Source organism: Spirochaetota bacterium (assembly GCA_004297825.1).
Classification (GTDB): Bacteria; Spirochaetota; UBA4802; order UBA4802; family UBA5368; genus FW300-bin19.
The window spans coordinates 14,736-28,775 of record SCSX01000010.1 but is presented as its reverse complement, the minus strand read 5'-3'; the positions used below and the strand labels follow the sequence as shown (position 1 = coordinate 28,775).

12 protein-coding genes are annotated in these 14,040 nt (G+C 55.7%); 7 read left to right on the top strand and 5 right to left on the bottom strand.

The window, feature by feature from the left end:
• The first annotated feature begins 89 nt into the window (after positions 1-89).
• From EPN93_01400 to EPN93_01380, 5 genes are all read left to right on the top strand, one after another.
• A complete protein-coding gene (locus EPN93_01400; protein TAL39446.1) occupies positions 90-1,598 on the top strand; it encodes a sodium:proton antiporter in 1,509 nt (502 codons plus the stop codon).
• Between the two features lie 593 nt (positions 1,599-2,191).
• Positions 2,192-4,627 (top strand): sodium-translocating pyrophosphatase, encoded by a 2,436-nt coding sequence (locus tag EPN93_01395; GenBank protein ID TAL39445.1) that lies wholly within the window; start codon positions 2,192-2,194, stop codon positions 4,625-4,627.
• A 253-nt stretch (positions 4,628-4,880) separates the two neighbouring features.
• Entirely contained in the window at positions 4,881-6,860 is a 1,980-nt protein-coding gene (locus EPN93_01390; GenBank protein TAL39444.1) for an APC family permease, read from the top strand.
• 88 nt (positions 6,861-6,948) lie between these two features.
• Positions 6,949-8,454, top strand: coding sequence for an amino acid permease (locus EPN93_01385; GenBank protein TAL39443.1), 1,506 nt, complete (start codon positions 6,949-6,951; stop codon positions 8,452-8,454).
• A gap of 64 nt (positions 8,455-8,518) precedes the next feature.
• Positions 8,519-9,010 (top strand): hypothetical protein, encoded by a 492-nt coding sequence (locus EPN93_01380; protein ID TAL39442.1) that lies wholly within the window; start codon positions 8,519-8,521, stop codon positions 9,008-9,010.
• 114 nt (positions 9,011-9,124) lie between these two features.
• On the opposite strand, the gene EPN93_01375 is transcribed toward EPN93_01380, so the two are convergent.
• The gene (locus EPN93_01375; protein ID TAL39441.1) at positions 9,125-9,493 is read right to left on the bottom strand and encodes a hypothetical protein; all 369 of its coding nucleotides are present in this window, start codon (positions 9,491-9,493) and stop codon (positions 9,125-9,127) included.
• A gap of 264 nt (positions 9,494-9,757) precedes the next feature.
• Between EPN93_01375 and EPN93_01370 the strand changes: the two genes are divergently transcribed.
• Positions 9,758-10,897: a hypothetical protein gene (locus EPN93_01370; protein TAL39440.1), complete on the top strand. Its 1,140-nt coding sequence runs from the start codon at positions 9,758-9,760 to the stop codon at positions 10,895-10,897.
• 41 nt (positions 10,898-10,938) lie between these two features.
• Here EPN93_01370 and EPN93_01365 read toward each other — a convergent pair whose 3' ends face one another.
• Both EPN93_01365 and EPN93_01360 read right to left on the bottom strand, forming a co-directional pair.
• Complete coding sequence (locus tag EPN93_01365; GenBank protein TAL39439.1) at positions 10,939-11,463, bottom strand: tetratricopeptide repeat protein; 525 nt, start codon at positions 11,461-11,463, stop codon at positions 10,939-10,941.
• Positions 11,464-11,495: 32 nt separating this feature from the next.
• Positions 11,496-11,939, bottom strand: coding sequence for a hypothetical protein (locus EPN93_01360; GenBank protein TAL39438.1), 444 nt, complete (start codon positions 11,937-11,939; stop codon positions 11,496-11,498).
• Between the two features lie 207 nt (positions 11,940-12,146).
• Between EPN93_01360 and EPN93_01355 the strand changes: the two genes are divergently transcribed.
• Positions 12,147-12,551, top strand: coding sequence for a hypothetical protein (locus EPN93_01355; GenBank protein ID TAL39437.1), 405 nt, complete (start codon positions 12,147-12,149; stop codon positions 12,549-12,551).
• A 12-nt stretch (positions 12,552-12,563) separates the two neighbouring features.
• On the opposite strand, the gene pdxA is transcribed toward EPN93_01355, so the two are convergent.
• Together pdxA and EPN93_01345 are read right to left on the bottom strand one after the other, a co-directional pair.
• Complete coding sequence (pdxA, locus tag EPN93_01350; protein ID TAL39436.1) at positions 12,564-13,619, bottom strand: 4-hydroxythreonine-4-phosphate dehydrogenase PdxA; 1,056 nt, start codon at positions 13,617-13,619, stop codon at positions 12,564-12,566.
• A complete protein-coding gene (locus EPN93_01345; protein ID TAL39435.1) occupies positions 13,555-13,980 on the bottom strand; it encodes a polymer-forming cytoskeletal protein in 426 nt (141 codons plus the stop codon). Before EPN93_01345 ends, pdxA begins: the two co-directional genes overlap by 65 nt.
• Between the last annotated feature and the right edge of the window lie 60 nt (positions 13,981-14,040).

Here is a 14,040-nt window from a genome sequence, read left to right as displayed (position 1 = left end):
GTTCGAAAAATCGTCTTTACATATCGAATCATTCGACCGATCATTCCCCGAAATTAAATCGGACGCGCTAATAGAAATCAGGGATATCAATGAATAGATCGGCCATCGCGATATGCGCACTTTTGCTCGTACTCTCAATTATCCCCTCCATTGCCGCCGCGCAAGGGACCGGGACGTCCCTCACCACAACCGGCATCGACGGCGCGCGGGCGGCCGGCGCGGAGATTCGGTCGCACGACGGGAACCGGGATCTCGGATCGATGCTCCCGCTCTGGTCCGTGATTCCTTTCATAGGGATTCTGCTCTCGATCGCGCTGTTCCCGCTGCTCGCTCCCCATTTCTGGGAGCGCCACTTCGCGAAGGTTTCCGCCTTCTGGGCTCTCATTTTCGCCGCGCCGTTCCTGGCGGCCTACGGGCTCCCGGCTCTCGATAAAATCATTCACATCTACGTGATCGATTACATACCTTTCATCGTCCTGCTTTGGTCGCTGTACACGATCGCGGGCGGTATTCACGTGAAGGGAAGCCTGAAGGGGAGTCCCGCGGTCAACTCTGTAATATTGCTCGCGGGCGCGCTGCTCGCCTCGTGGATCGGCACGACCGGCGCTTCGATGCTCCTCATTCGACCTTTATTAAGATCGAACGCGTGGCGAAAACACAGGGCCCACACCGTCGTTTTCTTCATCTTCCTTGTAGGCAATATCGGCGGCTCGCTGACACCCCTCGGAGACCCGCCCCTGTTCCTGGGCTTCCTGCACGGGGTGCCCTTCTTCTGGACCCTCAAGCTGCTCCCCCACGCAGCCCTTGCAACCGGGCTGGTGCTCGCCGTCTATTATGCCCTCGATACCTTCTACTATCGAAAGGAAGATACTCTGCGATCGGCGGAAAAGGAGCGGGAGCCGCTTGCCGTTGAAGGTGCCCATAATTTCATTTTCCTGGGAGGGGTCGTGGGCGCGGTGTTATTCAGCGGCATGTTCCAGGAACAGATGGGAAGCGTATCGGTCTTCCCCGGCGCGGTCAGCCAGTCCTGGGCGAATCTCGTCAGGGACGCCGCCCTGGTGCTCTTCGGATGCTTGTCGATCCTGACCACGAACAGGGAGATCAGGCGGCGGAACGAGTTCAGCTGGGGCCCCATGACGGAGGTCGCCTGGCTCTTCGCGGGCATTTTCATGACCATTATTCCGGCCATCGCGATCCTCCTGGCAGGCGAGCATGGTGCGCTTGCGTTTCTCATCAAGTCGGTCGACACGCCGGCGCACTATTTCTGGGCCGCGGGAGGGCTCTCGAGCTTCCTGGACAATGCCCCCACCTACCTGACCTTTTACAATACCGCCCTGGGCAAATTCTACGCGGGGATGCCCGAGCCCCAGGCCGTCACGCTCCTCATTGCGGAAAAGGCACAGTACCTGGCCGCAATCTCCGCGGGTGCGGTATTCATGGGGGCGAATACGTATATCGGCAACGCCCCGAATTTCATGGTTAAATCGATCGCCGAGAGCGCCGGAGTCAGGATGCCGAGCTTTTTCGGCTACATGTTCAAGTATTCAATCCCCGTACTCGTGGTTGTATTTATCATAATTACCATTATCTTCTTTTAGAAGGCGCGCAAGCGCTTGCGCGCCTTCGATTATCGATTCCCGCCCCCTCTCAGGGTAATAATTGACCCGGGCCCAGAAAATCACTTGCAAAAAAGGTATCGCTTTATTGTAGTGGGCGAAAGAAGGCATTTTGAACAGCCTTATGCGAACAAAGAAACCAGCATCGATATCGTCCGGACTCGCGATTTTTCCCAGCGGGACCATAGATATTGTCCGATACGACCGTTCTGATATGGTACGCACGATTATATATAGAATTTCACCGAATACCAGGAGCACGGTTACAATTCCAATGAGCCATCGCGCCAGTCAAGTTCCGCACTCGAAGCAATGCGCTTGAAGCACGGGGGCCCCATGGCATCGTTTTCACGCATTACAAACGTCAGGCCCCGGAGGGTTTTACAATGCACCTCATGGTACCGATGAAGAATTTGTTTATCTGCCCCCTTACGAAGGCGGAGAAAACCGGTAAGACGCCCCCGGTCAAACAAGAAGTCTCCAACACAAAACCAGGATAATCAGAACTCAAGCGATAGTATCGGCATACGCCGCACCGGCTTTTTTATTATAAAAGTTTAGAGGTAAAGGTTACTATGAAGAGTTTAAAACGGATCGTGTTGACGTTGGGCATGGTCCTGCTTCCCGCTGCCGCAGTACTGGCCAGCGAGGCAGACCTTGCCATACCCGACTTGCACAAGGGCGCTCCCTATAACTTGTTGGGTGGCATCAAACCCTGGGACCTGCTTTTCTGGGGCGCCATGGTGATTGCCGGTACGCTCGGCATCAGCTTATTCTTACGGCATCAGATTAAAAAGGTTAGATCCCATGAATCCATGCTGAAGGTCGCGGAGATCATTTTCCAGACCTGCAAGACGTACCTCATCCAGCAGGGAAAGTTCCTCCTCATGCTGTTCGCCTTTATCGCCGCCGCAATGACCTTCTATTTCATCGTGTTGAAGGGAGAATCCGTTCCCACATTGCTGCTGGTCCTCCTGTTCTCGGTCGTCGGTATGGGCGGTTCGTACGCGGTTGCGTGGTACGGCATCCGCATCAACACCTTTGCCAACGCCCGCACGGCATTCGCCTCTCTCGCCGGCAAGCCTTGGGACGTGGTGAACATTCCGCTCCGCGCCGGTATGAGCGTGGGCCTGTTCCTCATCTCTCTCGAGCTTATCATGATGGTCATCATTCTCCTGTTCGTACCCCGTGACGTGGTCGGATACTGCTTCCTCGGCTTCGCCATAGGCGAGTCCCTGGGCGCGTCCGCCCTTCGTATCGCAGGGGGTATCTTCACGAAGATCGCCGACATCGGATCCGACCTCATGAAGATCGTCTTCAAGGTCAAGGAAGACGATCCGCGCAACCCCGGTGTTATCGCCGACTGTACCGGTGACAACGCGGGCGACAGCGTAGGACCCACGGCCGACGGTTTCGAAACCTACGGCGTGACCGGCGTTGCCCTCATCTCCTTCATCACCCTCGCCGTTGTAGGTGATGTCGAGGCGAAGGAAGCCATCCAGGGCAAGCTCATCGTCTGGATTTTCGCCATGCGCTTTATCATGGACTTCTGCTCCGGCCTGGCATACTTCATCAACCAGGGGATTTCGGCAGCCAAGTACAAAGGAAAGAAGGAATTCGATTTCGAAGAGCCGCTCATGCGCCTCATCTGGATCGCAGCCATCCTTTGCATCAGCATATCGTTTTTGGGCAGCTACCTGCTTATCAGCGACCTCACCATCAAGGGCATTGACGCATCCCATGTGTGGTGGCAGCTCGCCCTCATCATAAGCTGCGGTACGCTCGCCGCGGTGCTCATACCCGAGTTCACCAAGGTGTTCACCAGCGCGAAATCGAAGCACGTCAATGAAATCGTGACGGCTTCCCGCGAAGGCGGCGCCTCGCTGACCATCCTTTCCGGTATCGTCGCAGGTAACTTCAGCGCCTTCTACATGGGCATGTTGATAGTGGGCCTCATGGCCGGCGCTTATTCGGTCAGCCTTTACATTCCCTGGGAAGTCATCAACTACCCGTCCATCTTCGCCTTCGGCCTTGTGGCCTTCGGATTCCTGTGCATGGGTCCGGTTAACATCGCGGTCGACAGCTACGGCCCCGTAACCGACAACGCGCAGTCGATCTTCGAGCTTTCGCAGATCGAGTCGATCCCCGGCATCAAGGAAGACATCAAGAAGAATTTCGGTTTCGAGCCCGACTTCGAGCTCGGCAAGTTCTACCTCGAGTCCAATGACGGCGCGGGCAACACCTTTAAAGCGACCGCGAAGCCGGTTCTTATCGGAACGGCAGTCGTGGGAGCCACGACCATGATTTTCTCGATCATCCTGCTCCTCAAGAGCAAGGGCATGCTCCAGGTCAGCCTTACCGACGCCCCCGTTCTTCTCGGCCTCATCTGCGGCGGCGCGGTGGTATACTGGTTCTGTGGCGCATCCATGCAGGCGGTCACCACCGGCGCCTACAGCGCGGTCGAGTTCATCAAGAAAAATTTCGACCTGAACAAGAAGGAAGCGGACATCGAGGACTCCAAGATGGTCGTCAAGATCTGCACCCAGTACGCTCAGAAGGGCATGTGGAACATCTTCATAGCCCTCATGTCGTTCACCCTTGCCTTCGCGTTCCTGGATCCCAATTTCTTCGTATCCTATCTCATTTCCATAGCATGCTTCGGCCTCTTCCAGGCCATCTATATGGCGAATGCCGGCGGCTCATGGGACAACGCGAAGAAGGTCGTCGAGGTTGACCTGAAAGCCAAGAACACCTCGCTTCACGAAGCCGCGGTTATCGGCGACACGGTGGGCGATCCCTTCAAGGACACTTCATCGGTTTCCCTTAACCCGATCATCAAGTTCTCGACCCTGTTTGGCCTTTTAGCCACGGAGATCGCGATCGAGATGGCGGTGCATGCGAAGGAAGCAGGTACCACCAATTATGGTCCCTATATCTCGATACCCATGTTCATCCTTGCCGTAGTCTTCGTATGGCGTTCGTTCTACATGATGAGGATCCCCGAGAAATAGGATCGCTCAGTAAAGGCGGCCGGATTACAGTGCCGATCATTTTATTGCAGACGTTATAAATCCGGCTTCCGAAAGAACTGCAAAAAACCCGCTTCACCAAGGTGAAGCGGGTTTTTTGTGCCGCTAAAAACGATTTGACGCTTATGGTGTGCTAAATTACCTTCTCCACTATCTGCCGCCGGGATACAATGTCGTCGTAATCGAGTGCGGTCTTATAGCCGTACCCGAATTTCTTGCACGTAAGGGGACTTACATGAATTCATCCGAGATATTCTCACGTGCAAGGAAACTCCTCATGGGAGCTTCCCGAAACGTTTCCGATCCTTCAATTTTTCACAAGTTGTCGCTGATAGCGTTTTTCGCCTGGGTAGGCCTGGGGGCCGATGGTCTTACCTCGTCCTGCTACGGCCCGGAGGAGGCATTTCTCGCGCTGGGGAAACACACACACCTGGCCGTTTTTGTCGCGCTGGGAACGGTTATTACCATCTTCATCATCAGCGCGAGCTATCACCAGATCATCGAGCTTTTCCCGACGGGGGGCGGCGGCTACCTGGTCGCGAGCAAGCTTCTCACGCCCACCGTGGGCATGGTTTCGGGAAGCGCGCTGCTGATCGACTACCTGCTCACTATCACCCTGTCGGTCGCAAGCGGCGCCGATGCGCTCTTCAGCTTTCTTCCCCCCGAATGGCTCTCCTACAAACTCACCATCGCGGTAGCGGGCGTTATAATTCTCATCTGGCTCAACCTGCGGGGCGTCAAGGAATCGGTAGTGCCGCTGGTGCCTATATTTATCATGTTTCTCTTCACGCATGCATTCGCCATTATCTACTCCATCGTCTCTCATGCCGGCACGATACCCGAGGTCGCACGCGCCACCGTCGCCGAAGTCCAGAGCACGAGCTCCGAACTGGGCACGATCGGAATGATCTTTCTCATCCTGCGTGCCTACAGCATGGGGGCGGGCACCTTTACCGGCATCGAGGCGGTCTCCAACGGCATCCCCATCCTGAGGGATCCCAAGGTAAAAACCGCCACCCGCACCATGCACTACATGGCGGTATCCCTCGCCGTTACCGTCGCCGGCCTCATGGTGGCTTACCTTCTTTTTCACGTCGAACACACCCCCGGAAAAACCCTCAACGCCATTCTCTTTGAACGAATGGCCGCGGATTGGCCCGCGTCATGGGGATACGCCTTCGTGCTCCTGACGCTTCTGTCCGAGGCAACCCTTCTTTTCGTCGCAGCACAGACCGGATTTCTCGACGGTCCACGGGTCCTTTCGAATATGGCCCTCGACCGGTGGGCACCCACCCGTTTTGCTTCGCTCAACGACCGCCTTGTCACCCAGAACGGGATCCTTATCATGGGCGTCGCGGCGATCATACTCATGCTTTATTCCGGCGGTTCGGTGAGACTGCTTGTCATATTCTACAGCATCAATGTATTCATCACCTTTTCGCTTTCCCAACTGGGCATGGTGCGGCACTGGTGGCAGGTGAGGGGAAAGGAAAGCGGGTGGAAGAAAAAGCTTACAATCAACGGGATCGGTCTGATACTTACCTCGTTCATATTAACGTCGGTGGTGATATTAAAATTCAACGAGGGCGGATGGCTCACCATTTTCATCACGGGCACCGTGGTGGGGATCGCCGTATTCATCAAAAAGCATTATAATCGAACCTTCAAGCTGCTGGGACGCCTGAGCGGCCTCGTCGAGGTCGCGGAAGCCGACGAGGCGCGCTTCGCCGAAACCGGTGAATCCCCCGTATGCAATCCCAAGGAAAAAACGGCGGTTCTTTTCGTGAACGGGTTCTCGGGCACGGGCCTTCACACGCTTTTCACCATCATCAGGCTGTTCGGCAAGATGTACCGGAATTTCGTGTTCGTCCAGATCGGCGTAATCGATTCTGGAGTCTTCAAGGGTAACGAGGAAATAGAGCAGCTCAAGGGCCATATCCAGGAACAGGGCGAGCGCTATGTCCGGTACATGAAAAAACACGGCTATTACGCCGAGGCCTTCACGTCCATCGCGGTGGACGTAGTCGAGGAAGCCTGCACCGTCGCGCCGGGGATACTCGAAAAATTTCCACAGGCGATCTTCTTCGCCGGACAGCTGGTATTTCCCGAGGACTCCTTCTTTACGCGCTGGCTCCACAACTATTCCGCCTTCGCGATTCAGCGGCGCTTTTATCACCGGGGGCTTCCCATTGTAATACTGCCCATTCGCGTGTGATCCGGATCGCCGGTCCTCCAAATATTGTCTTGACATGACCATGTCCTCTTTCATCATCGGGGGACCACGAGGCGCATAGCGGGCACCCATGAAAAAAAGATTGAGAGAGCATCTCGCCAGGAAACCGATCGAGGAACTGATCAGCGATTCGCACCTTGACCAGGCGCACAGCCTGAAGCGTGTGCTCGGGCCCGTTCACCTGGTTCTGCTGGGAATCGGCGTAATCGTCGGGGCGGGCATTTTCGTGGTTACCGGCCAGGCGGCGGCCCAGTACTCCGGACCGGCGATCATACTCTCCTTCGTTATATCGGCCCTCGCGTGCGCCTTTGCAGGCCTGTGCTACGCCGAGTTCGCGTCCATGATACCGGTCGCCGGCAGCGCCTACACCTATGCGTACGCGACGCTCGGCAAGCTCTTCGCATGGATCATCGGCTGGGACCTCATACTCGAATACCTGTTCGGCGCCTCCTCCGTGGCGGTGGGATGGTCGGGCTACATGACAAGCTTTTTTGGGGACTTCGGCATAATCATACCATCGTATTTATCAAGCGCGCCCCTGGTGCACGACCCCGCGCTGGGATGGCAGACAACGGGCGCGATCATGAACCTCCCCGCCATGCTGATCATTGGTGCCTGCACGCTGCTCCTGGTGATAGGCATCAGGGAATCGGCGCGCTTCAACAACGCCATCGTTATCATTAAGATCGCGGTAATCCTGCTTTTCATAGGCTTCGGATTCTCGTTCATCAACATGGATAACTACGTCCCGTTCATTCCACAAAACACGGGCGAATTCGGCCACTTCGGCTGGAGCGGCATCTTGCGCGGCGCCGGGTTTATCTTCTTCGCCTATATCGGCTTCGATACAATCTCGACGGCCGCGCAGGAAGTCAAGAACCCACAGCGCGACATGCCCATCGGGATCCTCGGCTCGCTCGCCGTCGCCACGATCCTCTACATATTGGTCGCCTTCGTCCTTACCGGCATGGTCAACTACTCGCAGCTCGCAGTCCCGAACCCCATCGCCATAGGCATCGACAGCGCCGGGGAATCGCTTTTCTGGCTGAGGCCCTTCATCAAGGTGGGTGCAATCGCGGGACTGAGCTCGGTGGTGCTCGTTCTCCTTTACGGTCAATCCAGGATATTTTTTACTATGTCCCGGGATAAATTGCTCCCCAGGATATTCTCGCGCGTGCACACGCGGTTCCGCACCCCCTATATCATCACTATTATCATCGGGCTTGCTGCGATGTTCTTCGCCGGGCTTTTTCCTATAGGTATTCTCGCGGAAATGGTCAACATCGGAACGCTCCTCGCCTTCGTTATTGTGTGCGTGAGCGTGCCCGTACTCAGGAAAACGCACCCGAGAATGAAACGTCCTTTTAGAACACCGTTCGTCCCGCTCGTCCCGGTGCTCGGCGCGCTGCTTTCGCTTGCCCAAATGGCCTCGCTCCCTTACGACACCTGGCTCCGTCTCATCGTGTGGATGCTTATCGGGTTCGTTATCTATTACGTCTACGGCAAGTCGCATGCGAAGAAACATCCCAGGCCGACCAGCGATGAACCGATAACCGGCATCATCAAGAACGATTGATCGATCGTACGCATACTATATATTTTTCTTCCAGCCGCTATCAGAGAAAAAGCCGGAGGTCGTTATGATACTGAGGCACGTCGCCCCGAAAACGCTGCCTACCGCGCTCCTGGCCGCCTGGATCCTATTGCTTTCGACCGGATGTTCCCTCACCGGGGAGCGTGACGAGGCGCTCAAGGAATCGGCGCGCTGGTTCGAGCTCGTCGGCCAGGGAAAATACGATGAATCCTCCCATCTGCTGCATCCCGGGTTCCTCGAATCCACCTCCAAGGATAATTATACTTCCATGCTGAAGAATTTCGGCAAGGCGTATGGCAATCCCGTATCGCATTCGCTCACATCGTGGAGCGCGCAGACCGGCGGCGCGCGGGCGCTCGTGGTGCTCGTCTTCGATGTCAAGTCCGCGAAAGGCGTATCCGTGATCAAGCTGACCTTTACGCGAACGGGCGACGATGAACGCCCGCGCATCCTGCTCATGAGCATCGAGGGGGCGATCGAGGGCACGCCGGTACCGGAGCGCGCGCCTGCCCAGAGGCCGGAAGGGATAATGATCTGATGCGCGTACGGGACGATCGCGCTGAAGGGCGATTGTCCACGCTTAAACGGGAGCGCGTATTATTACCCGGCGTATCCCGTGGGGCCTGCGGCGTATCGGCGGCTTAAACCGGCGCTATTTGAGGTCGCCGCAGCGAATATCGTCCCCCGTGAGGTCCGATACCGAGACCGAGAGGCATAGAAAACCGAGCTTCTTTATCGGCACGAAGAAAACCAGCTTATCCTCGCTGCCAAGCTTCTGCCTGGCGCATCCGCGCCCGCGTTCATGAATCGCCTTATAGAGCGAATTTTCCCGGAAACCGAAACCCAGGAGGGCCTTTTGCGGATGACTGATAATACGCCCATTTTCGTCCAGCACGTAGTAATATCCGCTTGCTCCCACCTTCTCGCCCTGGATGACGCTGAAATCCCCCGGGGCGGAGGCCAAACGCCCGGCGAGCCGGTCCATTTCGCGTAACACGGAGCCCGGTGTCAGGATGCTCATGCGTGCGCATCCCGCGGCAAGCGCAAGCACGAATAGAAGCGCTCCCTGACGGGCAAGAAATCTCTTTCGGCCGGTCCCGTTCAACATTTTTAAACTAAATAATGCCAAATATCTATTGACAACAAAAAAATCGTTAGTAACATCACCCCTATTAAGTCCGGGACACGAATTTTATCGTATCACACCGCCCGTCCGGGGCTGATATACAAGTACATGAATGTACTATAAATTATGCGAATAAACATCAATGAGGGAGGTTTTCCTATGCTTAAAAGGTTTTTGAGCGTATGCGTGTGTTTTTCTTTCGCTATTTTCATTACTTCCATAACCGTCGCCCAGGACAAGGTTGAACCGGCGAAAGATGCCGCCAAACCGGCCGAAGAAAAAAAGGCCGACGCAAAAGAAGAAAAGAAGGCCGATGTCAAGGAAGAGAAAAAGGCCGAGGACATGGCCGGTGACGAGAAGATCGAAACGGTCGAAGTCCCCAAGGACGAGAACGTGAAGGCGGGCACCGTCACCCTTCAGGCGAAAGCCTTCTATGACGGGCTTAACACCTATGCCAACTCCAAGGTCAGCTTCAAGCTGAACACGAGCGACAACATCCTCCTCGACAAGACCGAGTACAAGGTAAACGGCGGCGAGGCCGTGACGTACGACAAGCCGTTCGCCCTCGACCAGGAAGGCAAGTACACGATTACCTATTTCGCGACCGACAAGCTGGGCAACCGCGAGGACGAAAAGATGTTCCGCGTCATCATTGACAACACGGCCCCGGACGTCGTCATCACGTCGAACAGGCCGATCATGAAGATTGGGGACAAGTATTTCGGAGCCAGGACCATGGCGTTTACGGTAACGGCGAAGGATGCGGGCGCCGGCGTCAGCCGGACCGATTATTCGGTCAACGGCAAGGAGTATTCCGAGTACGTGACCAGCTTCAGCATATTGACCGACGGCGATATCGAGCTCAAGGCAAAGTCGATGGACAACGTCACCAACCTTACGGAAAACTTTACGCTCAAGCTTGTTGACGATGCCGGGAAGGATATCGAGATAAAGAACGGCGCGATCAAGATCTTCATGGACAACGTAGCGCCTTCGATCGAGCTCAAGGCCGACAAGGAATTCGTGAACAAGGACGGGAAAAATATAGCGTCCACCGAATACAAGTACAGCGTTGCCGGGACGGACAACGAATCCGGCATCGCCGCGATTCTCGTTCGCGTAGACGGCAAGGGCGATTTCGAAGCCTACAAGGGCGAGATAGCCTTCGCGAACAACGGTGAGCACCTGATTGAAGCAAAGGCGCTGGATAAGATGGGCAACGTTTCAAATACCGCCATCCTGTCCGTGTTCGTAGACGTTCTGCCGCCGCAGACCACCATCGAGACTGTAACCGAGTAATCTAATAAAAAAAGGGCGCGGATGAAATCCGCGCCCTTTTTTTATTCCGCGCTCTCCTGCAGGAACTTGGCGTAAAATATCTTTACCTGGTAACCAAGCCCCAGGTAGTCGTAGATCGACGCGATGTTGTAGAGCGCCTCGACCATCCCCGGATCGTAATCGTATGCGCGCTGGAAGGAATGTACGGACTTCTCGTAATTCCTCTGGAACATGAATGCAAGCCCCAGGTAAAAATGCGCAGAGGCCATTCTCGCATCGAGCTCCACGGAGCGCCGGAGATGGCGCACCGCATCCCCGAGCCGCCCTTCCCTGGTCAGGTATGCCTTTCCCAGGCCGTAATGGGCCTTCGAGTAATACGGATTGAGCTCAAGGGACCGTTTAAAGCTGGCGATGGCATCGTCGATTTTACCCTGCAACGCGAGGTTTGCTCCCTGCTCGTAAAGGCCGGTGGAATTTTCCCGGGAAAAAGCCGCGCTTCCCTGGAATACAAGGCATGGTAACAAGATAAGCACCGCACAAAGCCTTGAAGCGAATCGGACCCCCGAATACTTATGAAGGGCGGGCATTCACATCCCCGTATTCTTCCCGGATCACGCTTTCAGCGCGCATCGGGAATGAATTCTTTCAGCTTTTCATAGAAGAAACTGTCGATGCCCTTTTCATAGTATACGTAGGCCACGAAAAGTATCCACAGTGCCAGGGTGAGGATGCACATGAACCGGAGGAGCCGCTCCGCGCCGATATCGTCCGACTTGTAGAAAAGTATTATCAGCGAGAGGGGCCAGAAGAGGAAGAGGTTGACGAACACGAGCGCGATCGTTTCCTTGATGAAATCGACAATCACCGTGTACCAGTTCTGCAAAAACAGCGCGTATCCGCTGTTGAGGTTTTCCCAGAAAAACCACAGGTAAAACAGGAAGATGAGCGTGGCGATCACCTTCCAGAAAGCCTCGATCCGGGGTCGGAACCACATGAATGCAATGGTAAATCCCCAGAGGGACATGAACAGGAAAACCGATTTTATGAGAAGCGTTTTGTCCATCGCCGGTATAGAACCTGACCACATGGTGTATATGAATACATTGAGACCCCGGCCCGAAGCGGGCAAGAGAAAAAATCTTTACATAGTTATATATCGGCCCCCAAAATACCGCACTGAACTATTAAATCAATGCGGCCCCTGCAGACACCCTGTTGTTCCGGCGCCATGCGCCGTAGTCTCGTGAACCGGCGCATACGGGCGGCGCTTATGGCTTTCTCAATCGTGGCGGCGCTTGCCTGTACGCGGCATGGTCCCGCCGTGCTTGAAGGTCCACGCATCTCCGTAAGGTTTGCGCATGAAACGGCGTCGGTGCCCGGGCTCGGGGAGGCCCTCACGGGATGCCTGGAGGGAAAGATCACCCTGGGGGAGCATTCCCGGCTCGATCTGGTCATTATCGATATCGCGCCCCCCGGGGAGGTGTTCGCCTATTCAGATGAATCCCACCAGGAGATTCGCCGGTACCCGTCACACGCGCGCCTGAAACTGCTCGTGAAGGTCCGCGGTGTCGGCACCGCGCTGCACACGGTACACACCGTGGCCGCCGAAGGTGATTCCATCGATGCAGCCGCCGCCGATGCATGCGCGCGAATCGTCGCGCTCATCTCGCGATGAACCGGGCGACGATCAGCTTCCCGACCCCCTTCTGCCGGTCTCCAGTTTAAAACCCAGCCGGATTGCGCTCACCATGCTCGTATAGCTCGCACGTCCCTTCCCCGCGATATCGAAGGCCGTGCCGTGATCGACGGAGGTCCTGGTCATGGAGAGCCCCAGGGTGACGTTTACCCCGGTCTCGAACGCAAGCATCTTAAAGGGGATAAGGCCTTGGTCGTGGTAGTGCGCGATCGCGAGGTTGTAACGCTTCCACCGTGCGGGGACAAACAGCGCATCTGCCGATATCGGACCTTCGATATCCACCCCCTCCTCGCGCGCGGCGGCGACCGCCGCCGCCGTCACCCGCGTGTCAAAATCGCCTATAGCGCCGTCATCCCCGCAATGGGGATCAAGACCCGCGATCGCGAGCTTTCCCTTCCGGCCGTCTATAGCCAGGATCGCCTTGTGGCCGGTGCGAATCGTCTGCAGGATGGATTGGACGGTTATCATCCCCGTAACGCGATCCAGCGGGGCGTGCGTGGTGACCAGGAGCACACGGAAATCCTCCGAGTGCATCATCATGTACGGGGCGCGCTCCCCGAGCGCGTCCGCGAGGTATTCGGTGTGCCCGGTGAACGGGAAACCGGCTTTCCCGATCAATCCCTTGCTGACGGGGCCGGTGACAATATAATCGATTTTTTTCTTTTTCCACAAATCGAGTGCGGCATCGATATAGCGCATGGATTCCAGTCCGGTAAGCACGCTTCCCTGTCCAGGCGCCGGCACCGGATCGCCCGAGGGCACGTCGTAGAGGTAGTTTTTGCCGGGAAGAACCGATGCGAACTCTTGCTCATTTGAAAGTACGCGGTAGTTCGAGAAAAGCCCGGGATGGTTCCCGGCGAGCACGTCTTGCCGGCCGATAAGAACGCAATTTATAGAATCATCGTTAAGCGAATTTACGGCAGCGAGGGCCACCTCGGGGCCGATTCCAGCGGGATCACCGAGCGTGATCCCCGCGACCAGTCTACTGCCGTGCAAGAAACTCCTCGGGAATAAGCTTGTTCTTGTCGTATTCCAGTTCGATAAGATCCTTCGCGGATGATTTTAAATCGTTCGCAATGGTGCAGCGCCCCTCGAGGATCACACCGTTCTGTATGATGAGTTCCGGCGTCTTGATGTCGCCGTATATCTTCGCCGTGGGCATGAGCAGGACGCGGCTTGATGCGTTGATATTGCCGATCACCAATCCTTCAACGATGACGGAGACCGCGTTGATGTTCGTCTTTATTTTGCCCGTGGTCCCGATATAAAGCTGGTCCGCCTGCAGGTACTTGCCCTCGAACCTGCCGTCTATTTTAAGCGACCCGTTTATCAGGAATCTGCCCGTAAAATAAGAATTTTCGCCGATTATATTGCTCGCGACATCTCCGCCTATCTTGGTAAGGGCCATCACAACCTCTGGAACTGTTATTTTAAACGCTATGCTGAGCCGGTTTTAAAATATGTCAAT